Below are 22,390 nucleotides of genomic sequence, written 5' to 3' on the forward strand. Positions count from 1 at the left end.
ACCGGTTTATCCGAGGGGATTGCTTGGCCTTGGCCAATTGCGGTTTATCTGTTCCTAGCAGGCATTTCCGGAGGAGCAGTGGCTGTGGCTTTGATGCTTAACTTCTTTAAGCATAAGAGCGATGTCACGCCGATCCTGAAGTCAGCCAGCATTATTGGTTTGGCTACCATTCTCTTAGGTATGCTTTGCTTGGTCCTTGATCTGACAAATCCTCTGTATTTCTGGAGAATTTTGGTCTATTACAATCCGACAAGCGTTATGAGTATCGGCGTCATGCTGCTGCTCTTCTACATACCTCTGGTTGCGGTGTTGTTTGTTATGTGCTTTGCAGATACATTCAGCACTTGGCCGCTGTTGGGTTGGATCAAACCAGTGTGTGCAAAGCTGGAAGCTTGGAAAACTTGGATTAACGCTATCGTTATGGTTTTAGCCCTTGCGATCTGCGCATATACAGGTTTCCTGATTTCCGCACTTATTCGCTTTCCTCTTATCAATACAGCAGTGCTGCCTGCTTTGTTCGTTGCCTCCGGTATTTCTGCCGGAATGGCTGCGACGAAGATTTTGGCGGCTTGGTTCTTCGGAGCTAAAGAAACTGATCCTGACATGCACGCAATGCATCAGGCAGAGTGGCCGGTCATGGCAACGGAAGCTTTCTGTTTATTCATGATTGCGATTGCTCTGCTTAGCGGCAACGAATCTGCCAAGTTGGCTTTCAGTGCCTTTACTGAAGGTGTCTGGGCGGTTGTATTCTGGGTCGGGGCAGTGTGTGTCGGTTTTGGAGTTCCATTGCTGGCTTCCATTGTGGCCGGATCTAAGCCGGAATCCAAGATGTCATTCTATTTTGCCGGTCTTTGTGCCATCGGCGGCATGATGTGCCTGCGTTTGTTTATTCTCTATGCAGGACAGATGAACACATTGGTATAGAGGCGAAAATCAGAACTTAATGGTTCTGAAAATAAAGAAAAACTCTCCGTTTGCTGGAAAAACAGGCGGAGAGTTTGATTTTTGGAACTTAACAATAGAGTAGGGATGCTCAATAAATAACTTAATTCAAGGGATGGCTGCAGTTTGAACAGGTTGTTGTCTTTGTGGTAATTAGGCCAAAAAATTTTAATTTATTTCAGCTTTTCTATGTTGGTCGGTGCTTGAAATCTTGCGGTTTCAGGCTCAATTTTTATGTGTGAAGCTCGCTTCTCAATGTTATTTAAATGTTCCTGATTTTAGGATTGTTTCTTCCTCAGTTCGGAGCTACTTATTTATATTGCTTAAAACCTATGAAAAGAGGCCTCTTAAGCGAGACCTCTCTGTGCATCAAGAAAGCTTATTTGCCTTTTTTGTTGACGCTTCCAATATTGCTGCTGAGCTGCAGGAGAATATCGCTGTGCTCGCCTTTTTCATAAATGGTGTTGGCACGTCCTAAGATTAGAGGATCGATCGGGCCGATGGCTGCAGCATCCTTGCCGGTATACGGTAAGGAGTGAAGTACATATCTCATCGCGTTTAAACGGGCTCTCTTCTTGTCGTCGCTCTTAATGACGGTCCACGGGGCAGCTACGGTATCGGTGCTCAAGAACATATCTTCTTTAGCGCGGGTGTAGTCATCCCATTTATCCAAAGAAGCCATATCAACCGGAGAGAGTTTCCATCTCTTCAAAGGATGGACTTGACGTTCTTTGAAACGGCGACGCTGTTCTTTACGGCTGACTGAGAACCAGAACTTAATCAGATAGATGCCGCTGCGGGTGAGGAATCTTTCAAATTCCGGGCATTCCTGCATGAATTCAATGTACTGCTCGTTAGTGCAGAAACCCATGACTCTTTCGACGCCGGCGCGGTTGTACCAAGAACGGTCAAAGAGAACGATTTCCCCTTTGGTCGGAAGATGCGGAATATAGCGTTGAAAATACCATTGTCCGAGTTCACGGTCAGTCGGTTTTTCAAGAGCAACCACACGGGCGCCGCGGGGATTTAAGTGCTCCATGAAACGGCGGATTGTGCCGCCTTTGCCGGCTGCGTCGCGTCCTTCAAAAAGAATGACGAGTTTTTGACCGGTTTCTTTAACCCAAGACTGGAGTTTGAGAAGCTCAACCTGCAAAAGATATTTTTCTTTTTCGTAGAGTTTGCGGCTCATACGGTTCTTGTACGGATAGCCGCCTTTTCTCCAATCTTCGTTTAATTCGTCTTCAGAGGCGTCTTTTTTATCTTTTAAGTTGGCCGGAGCTTCTTTGAGTTTTTCTCTGCGGACGAGAGCTTTCAAAATGGATTTGCGATCTGTCGGAGATTCTCCGTCCAGAATGGCAATTAAAGCTTGCAGCTCATGTTCTGTTGCGGCAGAGAAAGTCTGCTCTGTCACATACTCTTCTGCCTCGGTTTCGGAAGTTACCGGAGAGGATGAAATGCTTTCGATAGTGGTTCCGATTTTTTCACTTTCGGAAGGACCTTCGGCCGCAATTTTCTCCATTTCTGCATTTGTTTCTTTATTGAGGACTTCAGCTTCGTTAGCCTTGGCTTTATTTTTATCGTTCGAAGACAAGTTCATCTCCTTAATTGAAAATTTGGACCCGTGAAAATAATAAAACTAAATTCCCCCGTCAACTGCAATGCTCTTTAGTAATTGTTAATCCTGCTTTTTAAGTTGCAGAAGGACATCATAGATTTGTTTTTTGGGGATGCCTGTGATGTCGTGAGCCATCGCACTCAGCTCGCCTGTCGGAAGCAAGGAGGAGAGGCGTTTAAGCCATTTTAGCGTGCTCTCATCCAGAGACTGCTCCTTCTTAGAGGTATCCGCATTGATGATTACCACAAATTCCCCTGCCGGTTTTTTTGAGGCAAACCATTCCACGATGGTTTCAGAGGTGAAACTTTTAATTTCCTCAAATTTCTTTGTAAGCTCTCTGGCGACAACAATCTTTCTTTCCGGAGGAACCGTTTGGGCTAATTCTTTAGCCAATTTCTCCATTCTGTGGGGAGCTTCATAGAGGACGAAGGTTCTTCCCGTGTCAACAAGCTCTTTTATTGTCTTTAATCTTTCTTTAGAACCGCTGTCTAAGAACCCGTGGAAAATAAAACCTTCAGGAGCCATGCCGGCAGCCGATAAGGCGGTGACCACCGCACTGGAGCCGGGAATAGGAATCACGGGAAATCCTGCCTTTTGAACAGCATCGACGACCTTGCATCCGGGATCAGAAATGGCCGGAGTTCCGGCGTCGGTTACTAGAGCAATTCTCAGGCCTTCTTCAAGGAAGCCAAGGATTTTAGAAGCCCCATTCTGCTCATTATGCTGATGAACGGGGAATAATTCTTTAGATAGACTAAACTTTTGAAGCAGTTTACTAGTCTCTCTTGTATCTTCGGCAGCGACTTTGTCGCACAAGCTTAAGGTCCAAAGGGCACGCAGCGTGATATCAGCAAAGTTGCCGATCGGAAGGCCAACTACATAAAGTGCAGGAGCCGGAAAATCTTGACTTGCTAATCGTGTCTCAGTAAATAAAATATTGTTTTCGAATTGGTTGGGTACGGAGTCCATTGTGTCCTCTACACTTTTGAACAAAGTTTGTTTCGTTACATTAAGCCTACTCTCATTAATGGGTCAGAACTTGGTTAACGCTCAAGAAGCGGCAGTTTCAACCTCAGAACCGACGGGGAAAATAAAGGTCGGGTTGATGGTGCCTCCTCAAAACAGCAGCCTTGCGGCCGCTACTGCTCCTTTAATCCACGGAGTGGAAGCAGCATTCAAAGAAGACGAAGACCGCTATGAACTTGTCAAATATGAAATAAGCGAATCAGGCAATGTCCTGGAGGTTCTTAATCATGCGGCTGATACAAAAGCAATGCTGATGATTGGACCGGTTTTAAAGACTTCGGTAGACAAAATCGCAAGCCTCCCTTATCTTCCGCTTCCGGTTGTGGCCATCAACAAAACTGATTCTGCTGTTCAGCCTGAGCTTTTTATGAGCATCGACGTAGCTATTGAAAGCGAAGTTGAACAATTGGTTAAAGTAGCTCTTGAAAATACAGCTAAGAACCCAATAGGAGATTTCGTAGTGTTGGCGACTCCCAATAGCTATGACGAGAGAGTTGCAAGAGCTATTGTGCAAGAGTTAAGTAAAAATGGCTCAGTCGGTGAAATACGCCATGTAAGTACGGAACAAATTTCCTACTTGAGGACTGAGATGAGAGGAAAAAGCTTTAGAGGAGCTTTTTTCGCTATGAATCCGCAGCAGGCTAGCCTCATCCGGCCGTATCTTCCTCCCGAGCTGCCGGTATTCGGTACGAGCTACACCAATCCGTATAGAACCAATGACGTGATGACTTCTCAAACACAAGCCAATGATTTAACCGGTATGGTGACATTGGAAATACCGGCTATTACTCAGCTGAGTCATCAAAATTATTTGAAGTACAGACCAATCCTTCTTAAGCTCAACAGCGATGACCGGCATCTTTTTGCAGTAGGTGTGGATGCTTGGGCTCTCGGAAAGAGCTGGCTGGAGTGGCAAGATCAAATCGATCTTGAAGATGGTCTGAGTGGAAAGATTCATTTCGATAAGAAGACCAGCAGCAGCGCAAAAAGGACTCTGGACAAAACCGTTGTTACTCCAAAGCGCGAATTGGCCGATGATGTGGCCTTTGAAGAAAGTGCGGAAGAGGCCGGTCTATGATTCTTCAGACATTACAAGATGCCCACCTCGCGTGGGGAGACGCCCCTCTGCTCGACAAAGTTAATTTGACTATTGAGGAAGGTCAGCGATTTGGCCTTATCGGCCGCAACGGAACCGGGAAAAGTTCTTTGCTGAAAGTGCTGGCTGGAGTCGAAAAATTAGATGCAGGCAAGAGAAACGTCGCTAAGGGTTTAAGAGCTATTTATGTCGAGCAAGACCCGGTTTATCCGGAAGCGTCCACCGTCTACGATGCTCTCCTCAAGAGAGGAAAGATAGATGAGATAGGCGACGAAGTGCACCGTTGGGAGGTCATTTCAAAGCTCAATGAATATATCCATGTGTTTGGACTGAATGCAGATGCTTCCCCTGAAAGTATTTCCGGAGGCGAGAAGAAAAAAGGAGCCTTAGCTCTGGCTTTTGCACTGGAACCGCAGCTTCTTTTGTTGGACGAACCTACAAACCACCTGGATATTGATGCTATTTTTAAGCTCGAAGAGCTTATTCTTAGTAATTTCCGAAAGAACCGCACACTCGTGACTATTACTCACGACCGCTCGTTCTTAAATAAAGTTGCTCAGCAAATTCTTGAGCTCGATCGCGGAGATCTGAGAACTTATCCGGGCAACTTCGAAGCTTACGAAAAAAGAAAAAATGAAGAGCTTGAGGCTGAAGAAAAAGCCCGCAGCCAGTTCGATAAGTTTTGGGCTCAGGAAGAGGTCTGGATTCGCAAGGGCATCGAAGCTCGCAGAACCAGAAATGAAGGTCGAGTACGCAGACTGGAGCAGATCCGTCGGGAACGCGAAGCCAGAAGAGATCGCATAGGAACCGCCAAACTTGCTTTAGATGCGGGTGAAAAAAGCGGAAAGATGGTCGCTGAACTCGAAGATGTTTGTCTGAGTTTCGGAGATAGAACTCTTATTAAAAATTTGAATCTCCGTTTAATGAGGGGAGATAAACTCGGATTGATTGGTCCGAACGGTGTTGGTAAGAGCTCTTTAATTAAGGTCATTCTTGGCAAGCTTGCGCCGACTAGCGGTAAAGTCCGTTTGGGAACAAACTTGGAAGTGGCTTATTTTGATCAACTTCGCGCTGAGCTTAATCCGGAGAAAACTTTGGTTGAGACTGTATCTCCGGGTTCTGACTGGGTTGAAGTCAACGGCCAAAGGAAGCATGTTATCGGTTACCTCGGCGACTTTTTGTTCCCTCCTCATCGTGCCAATGTCAAAGTTTCCAGTTTGTCCGGCGGTGAAAAGAATCGTTTGCTGTTAGCTAAGCTCTTTGCAAAACCGGCAAATTTGCTGGTCATGGACGAGCCGACTAACGACCTGGATATTGAATCCTTAGAAATGCTCGAAGATACTTTGAGCAATTATCAAGGAACAATTATTCTTGTGTCTCATGACCAGACCTTCATGGACAATGTTGCGTCCTTTGTAATTGCTCCTGACAGTAAAGGAGTCTGGACTTCTTATGTCGGGGGTTATGAAGAATGGCTTCGTCATCGCGAAGAATTAGAGAAACCTGCCGAGGACAAGAAGCCGGCACCCAAACCTGCTCAAGTAAGGGAAAAAAGTAAACCTACAAAACTCTCCTATAAGGAAAATATGGAGTTGGAGAAGCTCCCGTCCGAAATTGAAAGTCTGGAAGCGGAACAGGAACAACTAATAGCATCGATGAGCGGGGAGGGCTCGGAAAAGAAAACGCCTGAGTTTTTTGCAAATACCAATAAGAGAATGGCGGAAATCTCGGATCTGTTGGAAAAGAAATACGCTCGATGGGAAGAGCTGGATCAGAAGAAGGCCTCTTTCTCTAAAAATTAATCGTAAAGATTGTTTAATTTGGACGCTAAGGCTGTTCAAGTCTTTCAAACAAGTGCACAATTGGAAGTAATTATTTAACTTATCAGGGGTGCAAGGATGAAAACTAAAACAGCAGTTCAGCTTGCTTTTGTTGCTTGCTGCGCCTTTACGCTCTGTACAGACGGTTTAGCAAGACCGCCCGGACCTCCTCCCGGAGGACCCGGTTTTAGACCCGGTCCCGGAGGTCCTGGCCCAGGTCCCGGCTTTAGGCCCGGTCCTGGTCCCAGACCACCAAGACATCATTGGGGTGCCGATGTTTTAGGAGGTGCTCTGGCGATAGGGTTAGGACTTGGAGTCGCAGGTGCGATTGCCAATTCCGTCAGTACGCCCCCTCCGACAACGGTTTATGTGCCGCCCACACCGACTTATGTGCCTCCTAACTATATTGTGCCTTCTGCTCCGGTAGTTGTCTTGCCTCCTGCAGTAGTCGCACCTCCCGTAGTAGTGGCTCCACCGGTTACCGTCACTCCGTCAGTCGGTTCAGGCAATGTTATGTATTGGTGCCAAGCATCTAAGAACTTCTACCCTTATGTGACGGAATGTCCGTCAGGATGGCAGGCAACAACGGTGCCGTAAAACCAATGTAATATTGATTGTCGAAAAATATGACCGCTCTGTCTTTTGGTAAAGCGGTCATTTTTCATGGCCGGAGTTTTCAAAGGTTTCCGGCGGATTGGAATTGGAGAGTCAAGAATTCTTATCTCTGTTTCGGATTAACGAAAATATAAGTAAATACCCTTAAAATTTCGCCCGTTGCAAAAGCAAAATTTCTCTTAAGCTACGAGAGAAAATAGGAGAAGTGTAGGAGAAGGTCTTGACAGACACTAAAGAAGAACGTGCCCGTGCGTTAGATTCGTTACATACATTATGTGATTTTTTTCAAAATCGAGTTGAAAAAGGACCGCAAGACGAGGCTCTCCGTGAGTTTGATAAATCCACAAAAAAGTGGATTTCTTATACTTATCAAGAAGTCGCGAATAAGGTTAAAGAATGGCAGCGCGCTTTTGCAGCCAGCCAAATTAACCCGGGATCCAGAGTAGCTATGCTTCTGCCCAATGGAGTGGATGCAGTTTGCTTTGACCAAGCCGCTATGGCTAACGGACTGATTCCTGTTCCTCTTCATGCAATCGACACTCCGGCATCGAGTGCCTTCATTCTGCAAGATAGCGAGGCTTCTTTCTTAATCACCAACAGATTAGAGAAGTGGGAGCAAATCCAAAAAGCGGGCTTCGATTTGAGTAAATTAAAGAAAGTTATTATTACGCAGGAAGATAATCTTTCAACGGCCGCTATCGCTCAAAGTTTGAAAGATTGGCTTAGCAGCGTAACAGGGAAAGAGATTCTGCCTCCGGCGCCTACGGAGCACGATTTGGCCTGCATTGTTTATACCTCCGGCACTACCGGAAAGCCAAAAGGAGTAATGCTCTCCCATAAAAATATTGCCAGCAACGTTCGTTCTACTCTTGCTCATGTCAGACCGGAAATCGGCGCAAAATTTTTGTCCTTCCTTCCGTTATCTCACATGTTTGAAAGGACAGCCGGTTATTATCTGGCTCTAGCGACTGGAAGCACCATTATTTTCAATCGTTCTCTTCAATATTTGGCAGATGACTTCAAGATTGCTAAACCGGATGTTCTGATTTCGGTTCCAAGAGTCTACGAAAGGATTTACGGCAAACTTCAAGAGGCTTTGAAGAAGAAAGGCCCCATCGCTCAGAAATTATTCAACTGGGGAGTTAATGTCGGCTGGCGAGATTTCTGCAGAAAGAACAAGATTCCATACGAAGGAGGTTTCTCCGCCATCTTTGATAAAAACTTGGGCAAAGTATTCCAGAAGAAAATTTCAAAGACATTGCAGGATCAATTTGGCGGACAATTAAAAGTTGCTATCAGCGGCGGCGCCTCCCTCAATGAAAAGGTAGCTAAGGTATTTTGCGGTCTTGGTCTTCCGGTTATTCAAGGTTATGGAATGACTGAAACCAGTCCAATTATCTGCGGTAATAAAGTCGAAGATAATGATCCGAATACAGTGGGAAGACTTCTCAAAGATGTTCAGGTCAAGATCGGCGAAAAAGAAGAAATTCTTGTGAAGGGCGACCTTGTGATGCAAGGTTATTGGAATCGCGCAAAAGACACCAAATTAGCATTAACCGAAGACGGTTGGCTTCATACCGGTGACCAAGGAGAATTTGATTCCGAAGGAAGGCTGAAGATCAAGGGCCGAATCAAAGAGATTCTTGTTACTTCGACGGGAGAGAAGATTTCTCCGGTTGACATTGAAAGCGCCATTGAATGTGATCCTTTGATTAGCCAATGTTTTGCAGTCGGAGACGGACGCCCTTACATTGCAACACTTCTGTCTTTAGACAAGGATAAGTGGGTAGAGTTAGCCGAAAAGCTCGGCGTAGATCCTACAAACAATGAATCGCTTCAGTCTCATGAAGTTAAGGGATACATCCTTAAACAGGTTAAGAAGCTATGTAAGGCTTTTCCGGCATACGCTGTTCCGAAGAATATCGCACTCACTTTAGAACCATGGACAATCGAGAAGGAGTTGCTGACGCCAACTTTGAAGCTTAAGCGCAAGAACATGATGGCCAAATACGGAACAGTTATTGAAAGCATGTATAAAGGCGCACGCCGTTAATCGTAAAGCAGAGAAAATTTCGTGATTTTGGGAGCTCGATTAAGGCAGCCTTTGCGCTCTTTTTTTCGGAAGTGCTAATCTTTTTGTTGAAATTCTGTGGGCGATACGGAAAAAGTATAATTTTGTCCAAAATCTAAAAGTTATTTATGAAAGCATCAACTGACACAATTAAATCTGCCTACAAAGGCAGTGAAAAGAAATTACATTCCGAGGCCATGGCACCGCAATGGATGATCTATGGTACGGAAAAAGTAATGCAGTACCAATTGGACAAAAATTTGGTTTTGGACCCCTGCATTCTGAAGGAGTTTCCGAAACCTCAGCCCGGACACAAGTATATGCTTTATGCACATGTTCCGTTCTGCAATACGTTGTGCACTTACTGTACTTTCCATCGGTTCTTATTCAAAGAATACAAAGCACGTGAGTACTTTGTGAACCTTCGCAAAGAAATGCAGATGGTTCATGACTTGGGCTACAACTTTACGTCCATGTATGTCGGAGGTGGCACCACCACTATTCTGATGGACGAACTGATCAAGACTATTGAGTTGGCCCGCAAGCTTTTCCCGTCAATGGGCGAAGTCTCTTGTGAAACCGATCCTCAGGTTATGGCCAATCCGGATATCATTCATCTCAAAGGGCTTGTCGATCGTATGTCTGTAGGGGTACAGAGCTTCGATGACAATATCCTAAAGATGATTGAAAGGGATAAGTTCGGAACGGGAGAAGAGGTTTATGAGAACATTCTGAAAGCCAAAGAAATTTTCCCTATCTGCAACGTAGATATGATTTTCGGCTTCCGCGGTCAAACGGATGAGATCGTTCGCTCCGATATGGAAAAAGTAGTAGCTCTGTCTCCCAGACAGATTACGACTTATCCTTTGATGGTCACAAGCCAAACCAAACGCAGCGTCAAAGATTCTTTAGCTTCTCCTCCGGAAGTGATGGCTCAGCAATACCGAATCATTTTGGATACGGTTGCTCCTCACTACAACCAGCTTTCATCTTGGGCTTTTGGTAAGGCCAATAACGAAGGTTTTGACGAGTACGTTATCGACAACGATGAGTACTTAGGAATTGGTTCAGGCGCATTCAGCTTCTTAGGTGATTCCTTGTACGTTAATACATTCTCTTTGAGAAGATACAACGAGCGTATCGGTTCCGGCCGAGACGGAGTAGAGCGTAAGAGAACTTTTTCTAAACACGAAATCCTTCAATATCGCCTCTTATTGGGTTTGTTTGCAGGGCGTCTCTCCAGAAAATACTTCCGAGAGGTTCATAACGTCCGTTTAGATACGGCTTTAATGAAGGAGGTACTGGCCCTTAAGCTTGCAGGCGCTATAAAAGAAAATCCGGAAGACAAGGATCAATTCATTATCACTGACAGAGGTAAACTCCTCGGTCTGGTAATGATGAAAGACTTCTACACGGCAATGGATAATGTCCGTGCAGAATTGAGAAAGCCGCTGAAAGAAGAAGATATGTAATCGGCATTTCTTTGTCGAAAAAGAAGTCGATCTTTAATCTAAGTTTTTATTGGCCGATGACGCGCTTTTGTGCACAAAAGTCGGCCTTTTACATGGTGCAACAGTAAGGTCATGAATGAGCTTTCATAATAGAAAGATTTTTCAGAAGCACAGAAAGCACCAAAACTTCTGGCAGAAATCTCACAACTTTTTTCTATCTGAGAAAAAGGTTATGTAACATTTGAAATTACCCACCTAAACCAAAACTCAGGCGGGATTTCACGAATATTTCCTAAAAAGGGGTGGGAAATTAGGCGTATACCCTTAGGATATTCGTTTTAGTTCCGTTGTTTCAAAACGAATCTTTTTTTACAATCCTGTCTGAGATGTTGCCGACTGTAACCTACTAGGGAAAACTTTTAACATAACATCCCAGCGATGTCGGCTATTTTCTTCTCACCCATTTCAAGCCTATGGAGCAAACAATGACAACTATGGAAGTAGTCACTTTCCGGCCGCCTCAGGGTTGCCGTGGAGAAGATGGTCCCGACTATCAGGGGAATTTCCGCAAAGGTGAATTAAGAGGAATCATCAAGATCAATTCAGAAACCTGTGTAGGTTGCGATACCTGCAGAAAATTCTGCCCGGTCGATGCTATCGACGGTGGTCTTGGTTCCATTCATAAGATTCGTGATAATGCTTGTGTAAGCTGCGGACAATGCTTAGTAGCCTGCCCGTTCGGCGCTATCGAGCAAATGAGCTTCGTTGATGATGTGATCAAAGCTTTGGATGATCCGAAGAAGTTCGTTGTTGCACATCCCTCTCCTGCAGTTCGCGTCGCTTTAGCGGAAGAATTCGGAGGCCAACCGGGCGATCTCTGCACAGATCAGATGCTTAACGCCCTTGAAAAAGCCGGCTTCGTTAACTATGACGTTAACCAAACTGCTGACCAAACAATTCTTGAAGAAGGTACTGAGTTCATCAAGAAAGTAAGATACTGGGCTCTCGGAGAAAGAGGTCCGGAAGTTGATATGATGGCGCACCATCCGCTTCCTCACTTCACAAGCTGCTGCCCTGGCTGGGTCAGAAATATGGAAATCAATTTCGCCAGCGCTATTCCTCACGTCTCTACAACAAAGAGCCCGATTCAAATGGGCGGTGCTTTGGCTAAGAGCTGGGGTGCTAAGCATATTTGGAAGAAAGATCCGAGAGATATGGTCTTGGTTTCTATTACTCCTTGCACAGCTAAGATTTACGAAGCCAGCCGTCCTGAATTCGTTGACGCCTGGAAGTGGAATGTTGCTCACGGCGAAATTCCAAAAGATACTCCTGCTTTCCCGGATATCGATTACAGCTTGACTACTCGCGATATCGCAGAAGTGCTTCGTCGTAAAGGCATCAACCCATTGACAATGCCGACAACTCACGAAGTTAAGCAGATGGAAAAATACACCGGTGCCGGTACTATCTTCGGTGCATCCGGCGGTGTTATGGAAGCTGCTCTTCGTACAGCTTACTTCATTCTTTCCGGTAAAGAATTGACTAACCCGGACATCATCAGTGTTCGTGGTTACGATTCCTCACTCGTTGAAGCCACTATTCCAATTCCTTTGAAGGCTAAGAATGGTGAGATCTTCGAACTTCGCGTTGCTGTTGTTAACGGTGCTCTCCAAGATCTTAAGAAAGTGATGAAGATCATCAACGAAGATAAAGATCGTTGGCACTTCATTGAAGTTATGAACTGTCCTGGCGGTTGCGTCAACGGCGGCGGTCAGCCTCTCCAAGGCTCCGGCTCCGCATGGCTCGCACCGACACTTCCGCTTCCAGTCAAACTCTAAAAGGTTGGAAAAATGAGTAAATATCAATATACAGAAAGAGATACAGATGCACTGTTGGGCAGACGCGGCTTCTTGAAGGTAGTAGGCCTTTGCGCTGTTGTAGTAGCTGCTGCCGGTGCCGTTATCACTAAGATTGTCACAGGCCGCAATAAAGTCATTCTTGATCGTCAAGAAGGCTTGTATGCAGACGACAAGCGTTTGCAGAAAGTTAAACTCACATCTTCTCACGAAAACGATGTTTGCTGGAAAGTCTATGAAGACATGAAGGGCAAACCAGTTGAAGGTGAAATGTATGAGTTGAACCATACACACTACTTCCCACGTTCTCAGTTAGCTATGAAGGAGACCAAACATGTCTAATGCTGCAAGCGGTGCTCGTATTCTGCGCTTCCATACTTCCGACAAGGTTTTCCACTCCATCAACGCTATTTGCTGGTATGCACTCTTCTTTACAGGCGTTATCGTTTATTTCGGCAATATGATGGGTGCTATCTCCGACGAAACAGCTAACCTTTTGATGGTTTGGCATATTTGGCTCGGTGCTCTTTTCACTCTTAACTTTGTCGGCTACATCTTGTTTGCCCCTGATCGTTTCGCCGTTACCATGAAGAACCTCATGGAATGGGACAAGAACACAATTATGTGGTTCAGAAACTTCGGTGGCTATCCACGCCGTTTCTTCAAGATCCCGTTCGGCCCGGAAGAAGTTCCTCCTCAGGGCAGATACAACGGCGGTCAGAAGATGAGCTATCTCATTTTCATCGCAGCCATCGCTTACTTGATCGTTACCGGCTGGTTGCTTTGGGCAGGTGCTCCTTTACTCGGTAAGACACTTTTCTACTGGTTGTTCATTACCCACGTTTGGGGCAGTATCGTTGTGACAGCAATGGTTACTTGCGCTCACATCCCATTAGCCCTTCTTTCTATGGAACACTTCAAGGGCATTTGGAGAGTCGGCCCCGGCGACATTTCTTATGAAGCCGCTGAACACCATTCTCCAACATGGTTGAAGAGAGACGTTGTTAAGGTTGTTGAAAAGTAATCTGAACATACGAGATTAACAATGAAAAAGGGAGCTTCGGCTCCTTTTTTCATGGACAATTACAGGTATTCAAAATCAAGGAGTGTCTATGGCCGGCCTTAATCAAACCCCGAAGGGAAACCGAATTTTTATTGGAATCTTCGGCAAAAGAAATGCAGGAAAATCCAGTTTCATCAATCGTCTGACAAAACAAGATATCGCTTTGGTGAGCAATATAGCCGGAACGACTACAGACCCGGTTTACAAGGCTATGGAAATCCTTCCTTTGGGACCTGTGATGATTATCGATACTGCAGGTATCGATGACGTAGGAGACCTTGGAAAACTGAGAATAGGCAAGACTAAAGAAGTCATGTCAAAAACCGATGTGGCAGTAATCCTTTTAGAGGCAGGACAACCCGTTTCTGATTTTGAGCGCTCCTTGTTGAAGGATTTTAAAGAGCTTGGAACTCAAGTTATTTTTGCCGTCAATAAAGTCGATGAAAAGGCTTCAGAACTCAAACAAATTAATCGGATCTCGGAAGAAATCGGCCTTCCTGTATTTCCCATCAGTGCAAAAACAGGTGAGGGTTTTGATGAGCTAAGAGAAGAACTCATTAAAGTTGCACCGAGAGCGTTTGAAGATATCCCGTTCTTGAGAGACTTAGTCAACCCCGGGGATGTTGTTTTGTTCTGTGTGCCGATTGATACTGCGGCTCCTAAAGGTCGTTTGATTCTTCCTCAGGTTCAAGCTATAAGAGATTGTCTGGATGCTGGAGCAGTAGCGATGGTTGCCAAGGTTGATGAAATTCAAAAACAGTTGGACAATCTGAAAACACCTCCTGCTTTAGTAGTAACAGACAGTCAAGTCTTCAAAGAGGTTAATGCAATCGTTCCTGATTCTATTCGTTTGACTTCTTTTTCCATTCTCATGGCCCGTCAAAAAGGAAATTTGGATGAATTGGTGCATGGTGCAGAGGCAATCGAGAGTTTGAGACCGGGCGATAAGGTGTTGATTGCCGAAGCCTGTACTCATCAATGCCAGGCCGATGATATCGGCCGCGTAAAGATTCCGCGTTGGCTGAAACAAAAGGTCGGTGGCGACTTAGATATCGAATGGTATACGGGAGATTCTTTCCCGTCAGACCTAAGCGGATATAAGTTGGTTATCCACTGCGGTGCCTGCATGATAAACCGCAGAGCAATGCTCTACAGACAAAAAGTTAGTAAGGAATATTCCGTACCCATGGTGAATTACGGAGTGGCGATCGCATATTTACACGGTATTTTAGGACGCGTTTTGTCACCATTTCATAGGTAGAATCCGTATATGTAACTTTCTCTATGTGAACACGGAGTCCACAATATGAAAATTCCAAGGAAGCTTTCGGGATTCGCCGTAAGCATGTTTTCTCTTTGTCTCGCATCCTCGGTATTCGCTGCGGAACTGAATCTGTATGCCACAATGCCGGATAAATATGCAAGTGAGGTTTTAGCTCAATTCTCAAAAGACACAGGCATTAAAGTAAACTACTTGCGTCTTTCGGCCGGAGAAGTTCTTGCCAGAGTTCAAGCCGAGAAAAATAATCCTCAGGTGGATGCAATCCTAGGCGGCCCTGCCGATATTTATGAGGCGGCCAAAAAAGAAAATCTCGTAGAACCCTTCTTGCCAAAAAACGCATCGGCAATTCCCTCTCAGTTTATTGATCCTGACCATGCCTGGATTGGTATCGGCATCATGCCTCTGGCCTTTATTTCTAATTCTGATTTCTTAAAGAGAAACGGTTTGAAGGCACCTCAATCTTGGATGGATTTGCTAGATCCGAAATATAAAAACTCGCTTATTCTTGCTGATGCCAGAACATCCGGTACGGCAACCGAACGCCTATTTTCTATTCGCGGGGCTTTCGGTAAAGAGGGCGGTATTGAATATCAGAAGAAGCTCCATAAGAATGTTCAGATGTACACCAAAAGCGGAGCTTGGCCTGCTCTTAGAGTTGGACAAGACTTAGCGGCGGTTGCTATTGTCTATCTCCCTGACGCTCTTGATATCAAACAGTTGGGTCATCGAGTTGAAATTACTTATCCGAAGGAAGGCGTAACTTTTGGTATAGAGGCCGTAGGACTGGTAAGGGGCGCAAAACATCCGGAGGAAGCGAAGAAGTTTATTGAGTGGGCCTCAAGTCCTAAGTTTGCTGACTTTATTTTGAAAAATAACATTAAGTACGTTCCAACGAGGACGGATGCCGTGATTACGGATCCTGTTTTAAATCTTAAAAACATCAAGGCGCTGGACGTTCCCTTAAGTTGGAAGGGCGAAAAAAGAAAAGAATTAACAGACGAATGGATAAATCAAGTCTTGCCTACAAAATAATTCTTGAGAAATCCTGCTAGTTTGAGGCACAGAGGTTTAGGTGTGGAGAAGAAAAAAGAGCGTTTGATAGGTTGTTTTACGAACGCTCTTTTTCATTTCACGCTAGAGAATGTCAGTGTCGCTGTGTTTTAGCTTCTGACCGTGTTCTCGAGTGGTGTGGAAACCAACTTCAGGCCAGTGTTTTTGTGTGGTCTGAAGGTTATAAATGCTGGTTGCCAGGTAGACTGGGTTGCCGTCAGCATCCTTAGCCAGACGAAGAGTTTGCTCAGTCTCAAACTCTTTCTTTGTCTTTTCGTCCGGATAGGTCAGCCAGCGAGCTGTGGAAACCGGAGTATTTTCATAAATAGCGTCAACCTTGTATTCGGTTGCTAAACGCTGAGCCACAATTTCAAACTGCAGAGGACCGACGGCACCAAGATAAAGGTTGCCAAGTTCGTCTTCGAACACCTGAATTGCACCTTCCTCACCAAGTTCTTTGAGTCCTTTGTGTAGCTGTTTAGCTTTGAATGGATCTTTTGAACGTGCAGCTCTGAAAAGTTCCGGAGCGAAGTATGGAATTCCGGTAAATCCAAGTCGTTCTCCTTCGGTGAGTGTATCGCCGATGTGGAGTTGCCCGTGGTTGTAAATACCGATGATATCGCCTGCGACGGCCTTTTCCATCTTAACTCTGTCGTTAGCCATAAATGTCAGAGCATTCGGAATTTTCATGTCTTTACCGTCACGAACATGGTAAACCTTCATTCCGGGTTCATAGCAGCCGGAGCAGACTCGGAAGAAAGCAATTCTGTCGCGGTGCTTCGGATCCATATTTGCTTGGATCTTGAAAACGAACCCCGTGAATTTAGACTCGTCCGGTTCAACTTCTCGGGAACCGCCGTCTCTAGGCTGTGGTATCGGTGCCCAGTTTACAAGAGCTTGAAGAACGTCTTCCACACCGAAATTGTTGACGCCGGAACCGAAGAATACAGGAGTCTGCTCGCCGCTCAAGAATTTCTCAAGAGAGAAAGGCTCGCTAGCGCCCTCAATGAGTTCAACGCTTTCTCTGACATAAGGCATTTCTAGAGGGAAGAGCTCGTCCAAGCGGGGATTGTCGAGTCCTTCGATGACTTCGACATCTTTGGTAAGTTTCTCTCCACCGGGAGTAAAGCGGTTAAGCTTGTTGCCTAAAAGGGAGAAAACGCCACGGAAAGTTTTACCCATTCCAATCGGCCAAGTGATTGGCGCACAATCAATTTTTAAGACGCTTTCAATTTCGCCTAAAAGTTCGATTGGGTCTTTGACTTCACGGTCAAGCTTGTTGATGAAAGTAATAATCGGAGTCTTTCTAAGACGGCATACTTCCAGCAGTTTGATGGTCTGGGCTTCAACACCTTTTGCAGCATCAATAACCATCACTGCGCAGTCCACTGCCGTGAGAACGCGGTAGGTATCTTCAGAAAAGTCCTCGTGGCCCGGGGTGTCCAACAAATTAATCACATGATCCTGATATTGGAACTGCATAACTGAGCTGGTAACGGAAATGCCGCGCTGCTTTTCAACTTCCATCCAGTCACTGGTGGCGTGCTTAGCTGCTTTTCTGCCTTTAACGGCTCCTGCCATCTGAATAGCTCCGCCAAAAAGAAGCAGCTTCTCAGTTAATGTGGTTTTACCGGCGTCAGGGTGAGAGATGATCGCAAACGTGCGCCTAGTCTCTACTTCTTTTCTTAATTGAGGACTCGTTTGAGCCATTTCGTTCCTGCATGTAAAGAAATTACAAAGACAAGCATTTTAGAACAAGCGCCTGCTTCAGACGGATTTGTTGCTAACAACAAGTTTCAAAAAGAAAAACAAGTTTGTTTATAGAAGAAAGAATCCTCTAAAAACGAAAGAAATAAAAAGTCAAAACTACTAGAATTAGCTCCATTATTGCCATTCTCTAACTTCCATCATGCTAAAAAACTATTTCCCCGCTTGGAAACTAAAGCAAGAAGGTGTAATCGCGCCTGACGAACGCCTTCCCCTGTCTCAAACAATTGCCATGGGACTTCAGCACGTAGTCATTATGTTCGGTTCAACCGTGTTGGCTCCGCTGCTTATGGGTTTAAATCCAAATATTGCCGTCTTAATGAGCGGTATCGGCACCCTGGTTTTCTTCTTCATTGTCGGCGGACAGGTGCCAAGTTACCTCGGCTCCAGCTTCGCTTTTATCGGTGTCGTGATTGCTGCGACGGGATATTCGGGCTCGGGACCTAACCCGAATATTGGAATAGCGATGAGCGGCGTGGTGGCATGCGGTGTGGTCTATGCTCTTATTGGCCTTATTGTCATGAAGACAGGCGTCAAATGGATTGAAAAGCTTATGCCGCCTGTTGTCACGGGTGCTGTAGTGATGGTCATTGGTCTGAACTTGGCTCCTGTTGCCGTTAAAGGAATGGGTACCACCTCTTTCGAACATTGGTATGCAACAGCAGCTTTGTTAATTATTGGTTTTGCAGCTGTCTATCTGAGGGGATTCCTCCAGAAGCTTCTTATGATCGTCGGAATTCTTATCTCCTATGTCGTTTATTGGATGCTGACCAATGTTCTTGGATTCGGAAAGCCGATTGACTTCTCTGCTATCCAAAATGCTGCATGGCTGGGCGTTCCGGAATTCACGGCTCCTGTCTTTGACATTGACGCAATTGTTCTTATCGTTCCGGTAGTTGTCATTCTGGTAGCAGAAAACCTTGGTCATATTAAAGCCGTCAACGTAATGACTCACCGCAACTTGGACCCCTATATCGGCCGTGCATTCTTCGGTGACGGTATTGCTACTATTTTGGCCGGTTTTGCCGGCGGTCCCGGTGTGACAACTTACGGTGAAAACATCGGTGTAATGGCAGCTACAAGAGTGTATTCCACTCTTATTTTCCCGGTTGCTGCTTGCTTTGCCATTCTTCTGGGCTTCTCTCCTAAATTCGGAGCTGTAATTCAAAGTATTCCGGGACCTTTGCTGGGAGCAGTTTCAGTGGTCGTATTCGGCTTTATCGCTGCTGCCGGAGCCAGAATCTGGGTTGAAAGCAAGGTTGATTTATCCACCACCCGTAACTTGATTGTCGTAGCAATTACTTTGATTGTGGGAACTGGAGATTTTTCCTTGACTATTGCCGGTTTCAACTTAGGCGGTATCGGTACCGCTACGTTAGCGGCTATCGGTCTTAACCTTCTCTTTGCCCTCAAAGAGAACTACTAATCGATACTTAGAGCGGTCAAATGCCAGAGTTGCCAGAGGTTGAAGTTACCCGTTTGGGTTTACTGAGAAAGTTAAAAAATAAAAAATGTACCGGAGCCGTTGTCAGAGAAACGCGCTTTCGGAAGCCTCTCAGAGCAGACCTAGAAGAGCTTCTTTTCAACCAGACGCTTTATGATATTAAGCGCCGGGGAAAATATCTCATCTGGCTTTTTGACCGTTCAGCTCTGGTGACTCATCTAGGGATGTCCGGTTCTATGCGAGTCTACCTGCAAGCAGATGTTGAGGTTCAAAAGCATGACCACCTCGATTTAATTTTCGGGGACATGATAATGCGTTATCACGATCCTCGAAGATTTGGGTTCGTGGCTTATTTCCCCGATAAAGAGTCGGCTTTTGCTATGCCGGAACTTCAGAGACTAGGAGTCGAACCTCTAAGTGAAGAATTTAATTCCAACTTCTTTTATGAAGCTCTGAGACAGACGTCTCTGCCTATTAAGACTTCCCTTATAAGAGGAGACATTGTAGTAGGGGTGGGGAATATTTATTGTTCCGAATCTTTATTCTTGGCGGGTATTCATCCTAAAACAAAATCGAACCGAATCTCTAAAAAAAGAGTTTCAGCATTAACGGACGCAGTCAAAGAAGTTCTTCAATCTTCCATCGAATTGGGGGGCTCAACCCTGAGAGACTTCGTTTCAGCGGAAGGGCAGAGCGGCTATTACACGCTGAATAATAACGTCTATGGACGCGAGGGGCAGCCCTGTAAGAAATGCGGAACTTTAATTAAAAAAGTTCAAATTGACGGCCGTTCTACTTTTTACTGTCCTCATTGCCAGCATTAATGAATAGCTCTGACTGTATTAAATTTCCTTGCAAAGCCTTAATATCTTGGCAAAAGCAAGAAGGCAGAAATTCTTTGCCTTGGCAGAAGACGTATGACCCTTACCAACGCTGGCTTGCAGAAATTATGCTTCAGCAGACTCAGGTAACAGCGGTCATTCCTTATTTTCAAAAGTTCGTAGAAAGGTTTCCTACGGTTGAACATCTTGCTTCTGCAAGCGAGGATGAGGTCATGGCCAACTGGGCTGGTTTGGGCTATTACAGTAGAGCGCGCAATCTGCATGCTTGTGCAAAAGCTGTTGTGGAAAAGTTCTCCGGCCGCTTTCCTCTTGAACTTAATATACTTCTGGAACTTCCCGGTATTGGAAGAAGCACTGCCGGTGCCATTATCAGTGCAGTTACCGATAAGCCAGTTCCAATGCTCGATGGTAATGTCAAAAGAGTTTTTGCAAGGTTCTTTAAGATCAACGAAGTTTACGGAACGGCAGGATTTGAAAAAGTCTTATGGGATTTAACGGAAAATAATCTTCCGCAAGAAGAAGGACGAGCTTTTTCCCAAGGACTAATGGATTTAGGTTCAATGATTTGTACGCGTTTCAATCCAAAGTGTTTGCTGTGTCCTGTCTCAGTGTTGTGCCGTGCAGCCAAAGAGGGATGTCCTGCTGAATATCCCATTAAAGCCAAGAAAAAAGCTAAACCTGAACGCCATAAGTTTTGGTATGTCTGTACACGGGGAGAAGCCGTATGGTTGGAGAAACGCACCGGCAAAGGCGTTTGGAAGCATCTGTGGAGCCTTCCGGAAGGAGATGATTTAACCCGTAAAGGCACTCCTCTGCCTACAGTCTTTCATGAGTTTACGCATTACAAGTTAACGGCTAGTCCCATTCATGTTTTAGACGCTGAACCAAATGAAAGCGATCATGGCGGATGGTTCAGCAGAGAAGATATAGAGCAGATAGGAATCCCTTCTCCGGTTAAGAAGCTGCTGTTGGAAGAAGTTTTTGGAAAAATCTTACTTGCCTAGTGCATCGAGAGTTCGATGACGCAGGACAATCCCATCGTACCTTTCTTTAAACCTTTTTGCTAAGGTTTCTGCAATATATACGGAGCGATGCTGGCCTCCGGTGCAGCCAATAGAAACCGTGAGATAGTGACGGTTCTGAGCGCGGTATTTCGGCAGCCATTTAGTGACGAATGCATCAATATCGTTGACCATTTCTTCGACATCCGGAAACTTCTGCAAATACTCAATGATTGGCTTATCTTTGCCTGTGTAGGGACGGAGCTCTTCTTCCCAGTAAGGATTCGGAAGACAACGGACGTCAAAAACAAGATCGCTTGCTAAAGGGATTCCTCGTTTAAATCCGAAAGATTCGAAAGTCAGAATCAGAGAATCTTCTTTAGCGTCTGCAAACTTTCTTACCCAGTAGCGAAGAGTGTTCGGAAGCAGTCCCGTGGTGTCAATGAGGTGACAGAAGGGGAGGAAAGGATCGAGCATTTCTCTTTCTTTCTCAATTGCCTCAACAAGAGTACCGGGTGCGGAGTCCGGTTTTTGAGAAAGCGGATGCTGACGGCGTGTCTCCGAATATCGCTGCACCAAAGCATCATTAGATGCTGTAAGACATAAAGCTCTCATATCCACGCCGCGTTGGGCCAATGTCGTAAAGCACTTCTGTAGGTCTTCCATGGAAAGATCGCTGCGGGAGTCCAGGGCGACGGCAATTCTGTCTCGGCCGATGGCCTGAAGATGCGTAACGACTTGTTCTAAAAAGGGAGCGGGAAGATTATCAATGCAATAAAAGCCGCTGTCTTCGAGCTGATTAAGAGCAATGGATTTTCCGCTTCCTGATAAGCCGGTAACCACGATAAGCTGCATAGAGTCTCCGAATGAAAACGCCGTACGAAACAGAACCAGGAATATATTAGTGTGAAAGGAGAAGGTTCTGAGAATTTGCAATATCTTTCTTACTCCAATTTACTCTTCCCGGATCAGTCAAACTGCCAAAAATCTGAGTATTAACGAGAAGAAAGAGGATTGAAGCAACGAGATGGAAAGAAAATATAAGGGTTTATAGCTAAGAGAAAGTTCCAAATGATTAAATAATTGTAAGTGGTTAAAATTCATTTCAAGAGTGAATCAATCCTCTAAGAAAAACAATTTAGGAAAGAACAATAACCTAATCCCAAGAAAAAGGGGGACCGCCTTTCGGACGGTCCCTCTAAATTTATGTGCTGTGTCTCAACCTTAATCTTCTTTTTCCATCAACTCTCGCTGACGATTGAAGAATTCTTGAATGGTATTGATGCCCCGTTTCTGAAGAATAGCGCTTCTTACCGCCGCTTCAACCAAGACAGCTAAGTTTCTGCCGCCGCCGACCGGAATAATCATGGTACGTACCTGCTGGCCAAGAATTTCTGTATATAGCTCGGTTTCCGGCAGACGATCCATTAGTTCGCCTTGCTCGAACTG

18 protein-coding genes and 1 pseudogene are annotated in these 22,390 nt (G+C 45.2%); 14 read left to right on the plus strand and 5 right to left on the minus strand.

Translation table 11 applies throughout. The features are described from left to right. On the plus strand, positions 1-924 hold a 924-nt coding region (gene nrfD, locus RDK53_RS10315), incomplete at its 5' end, for an NrfD/PsrC family molybdoenzyme membrane anchor subunit (RefSeq protein WP_308514610.1). A gap of 397 nt (positions 925-1,321) precedes the next feature. Here nrfD and ppk2 read toward each other — a convergent pair. Both ppk2 and rsmI read right to left on the minus strand, forming a co-directional pair. Continuing rightward, complete coding sequence (ppk2, locus tag RDK53_RS10320; protein WP_374041584.1) at positions 1,322-2,461, minus strand: polyphosphate kinase 2; 1,140 nt, start codon at positions 2,459-2,461, stop codon at positions 1,322-1,324. A 156-nt stretch (positions 2,462-2,617) separates the two neighbouring features. After that, complete coding sequence (gene rsmI / locus RDK53_RS10325; protein ID WP_308514614.1) at positions 2,618-3,526, minus strand: 16S rRNA (cytidine(1402)-2'-O)-methyltransferase; 909 nt, start codon at positions 3,524-3,526, stop codon at positions 2,618-2,620. 1 nt (position 3,527) lies between these two features. Here rsmI and RDK53_RS10330 point away from each other — a divergent pair, with 1 nt between their 5' ends. From RDK53_RS10330 to RDK53_RS10375, 10 genes are all read left to right on the plus strand, one after another. After that, a complete protein-coding gene (locus tag RDK53_RS10330; protein WP_308514616.1) occupies positions 3,528-4,661 on the plus strand; it encodes a penicillin-binding protein activator in 1,134 nt (377 codons plus the stop codon). Continuing rightward, complete coding sequence (locus RDK53_RS10335; RefSeq protein WP_308514619.1) at positions 4,658-6,481, plus strand: ATP-binding cassette domain-containing protein; 1,824 nt, start codon at positions 4,658-4,660, stop codon at positions 6,479-6,481. Before RDK53_RS10330 ends, RDK53_RS10335 begins: the two co-directional genes overlap by 4 nt. Positions 6,482-6,577: 96 nt before the next feature. After that, positions 6,578-7,096 (plus strand): hypothetical protein, encoded by a 519-nt coding sequence (locus tag RDK53_RS10340; RefSeq protein ID WP_308514621.1) that lies wholly within the window; start codon positions 6,578-6,580, stop codon positions 7,094-7,096. A gap of 238 nt (positions 7,097-7,334) precedes the next feature. After that, positions 7,335-9,167 carry a long-chain fatty acid--CoA ligase gene (locus RDK53_RS10345; protein WP_308514623.1) on the plus strand — a complete coding sequence of 611 codons (1,833 nt, stop codon included), beginning with the start codon at positions 7,335-7,337 and terminating at the stop codon, positions 9,165-9,167. 146 nt (positions 9,168-9,313) lie between these two features. After that, on the plus strand, positions 9,314-10,657 hold the full coding sequence (locus RDK53_RS10350) for a coproporphyrinogen III oxidase family protein (protein WP_308514625.1): 1,344 nt from the start codon (positions 9,314-9,316) through the stop codon (positions 10,655-10,657). A 464-nt stretch (positions 10,658-11,121) separates the two neighbouring features. Beyond that, complete coding sequence (locus RDK53_RS10355; RefSeq protein WP_066594204.1) at positions 11,122-12,474, plus strand: [Fe-Fe] hydrogenase large subunit C-terminal domain-containing protein; 1,353 nt, start codon at positions 11,122-11,124, stop codon at positions 12,472-12,474. Positions 12,475-12,486: 12 nt separating this feature from the next. Further along, positions 12,487-12,834, plus strand: coding sequence for an iron hydrogenase small subunit (locus RDK53_RS10360; protein ID WP_066594202.1), 348 nt, complete (start codon positions 12,487-12,489; stop codon positions 12,832-12,834). Then, complete coding sequence (locus tag RDK53_RS10365) at positions 12,827-13,516, plus strand: cytochrome b/b6 domain-containing protein (RefSeq protein ID WP_066594201.1); 690 nt, start codon at positions 12,827-12,829, stop codon at positions 13,514-13,516. The genes RDK53_RS10360 and RDK53_RS10365 overlap by 8 nt, the downstream gene beginning before the upstream one ends. Positions 13,517-13,604: 88 nt before the next feature. Beyond that, positions 13,605-14,816, plus strand: coding sequence for a [FeFe] hydrogenase H-cluster maturation GTPase HydF (hydF, locus tag RDK53_RS10370; RefSeq protein WP_308514631.1), 1,212 nt, complete (start codon positions 13,605-13,607; stop codon positions 14,814-14,816). 45 nt (positions 14,817-14,861) lie between these two features. Next, on the plus strand, positions 14,862-15,869 hold the full coding sequence (locus tag RDK53_RS10375; RefSeq protein WP_308514633.1) for an ABC transporter substrate-binding protein: 1,008 nt from the start codon (positions 14,862-14,864) through the stop codon (positions 15,867-15,869). Positions 15,870-15,971: 102 nt separating this feature from the next. Here RDK53_RS10375 and RDK53_RS10380 read toward each other — a convergent pair whose 3' ends face one another. After that, the gene (locus RDK53_RS10380; protein ID WP_308514635.1) at positions 15,972-17,597 is read right to left on the minus strand and encodes a peptide chain release factor 3; all 1,626 of its coding nucleotides are present in this window, start codon (positions 17,595-17,597) and stop codon (positions 15,972-15,974) included. A gap of 199 nt (positions 17,598-17,796) precedes the next feature. On the opposite strand from RDK53_RS10380, the gene RDK53_RS10385 reads away from it, so the two are divergent. Genes RDK53_RS10385 through mutY form a run of 3 tightly spaced genes read left to right on the plus strand, consistent with a single transcriptional unit; the run spans position 17,797 to position 20,944 of the window. After that, the gene (locus tag RDK53_RS10385; RefSeq protein WP_277039822.1) at positions 17,797-19,080 is read left to right on the plus strand and encodes a solute carrier family 23 protein; all 1,284 of its coding nucleotides are present in this window, start codon (positions 17,797-17,799) and stop codon (positions 19,078-19,080) included. 20 nt (positions 19,081-19,100) lie between these two features. Then, complete coding sequence (gene mutM, locus RDK53_RS10390; RefSeq protein WP_308514637.1) at positions 19,101-19,922, plus strand: bifunctional DNA-formamidopyrimidine glycosylase/DNA-(apurinic or apyrimidinic site) lyase; 822 nt, start codon at positions 19,101-19,103, stop codon at positions 19,920-19,922. Continuing rightward, a complete protein-coding gene (mutY, locus tag RDK53_RS10395; RefSeq protein ID WP_308514639.1) occupies positions 19,922-20,944 on the plus strand; it encodes an A/G-specific adenine glycosylase in 1,023 nt (340 codons plus the stop codon). The genes mutM and mutY overlap by 1 nt, the downstream gene beginning before the upstream one ends. On the opposite strand, the gene rapZ is transcribed toward mutY, so the two are convergent. Together rapZ and RDK53_RS10405 are read right to left on the minus strand one after the other, a co-directional pair. Continuing rightward, entirely contained in the window at positions 20,933-21,796 is an 864-nt protein-coding gene (gene rapZ, locus RDK53_RS10400) for an RNase adapter RapZ (RefSeq protein ID WP_308514641.1), read from the minus strand. The two genes, mutY and rapZ, sit on opposite strands and share 12 nt — an antisense overlap. Positions 21,797-22,165: 369 nt before the next feature. Beyond that, positions 22,166-22,390: pseudogene (locus RDK53_RS10405) on the minus strand (HPr kinase/phosphorylase); the annotation flags it as partial.

Source organism: uncultured Turicimonas sp., assembly GCF_902477955.1.
Lineage (GTDB): Bacteria > Pseudomonadota > Gammaproteobacteria > Burkholderiales > Burkholderiaceae_F > Turicimonas.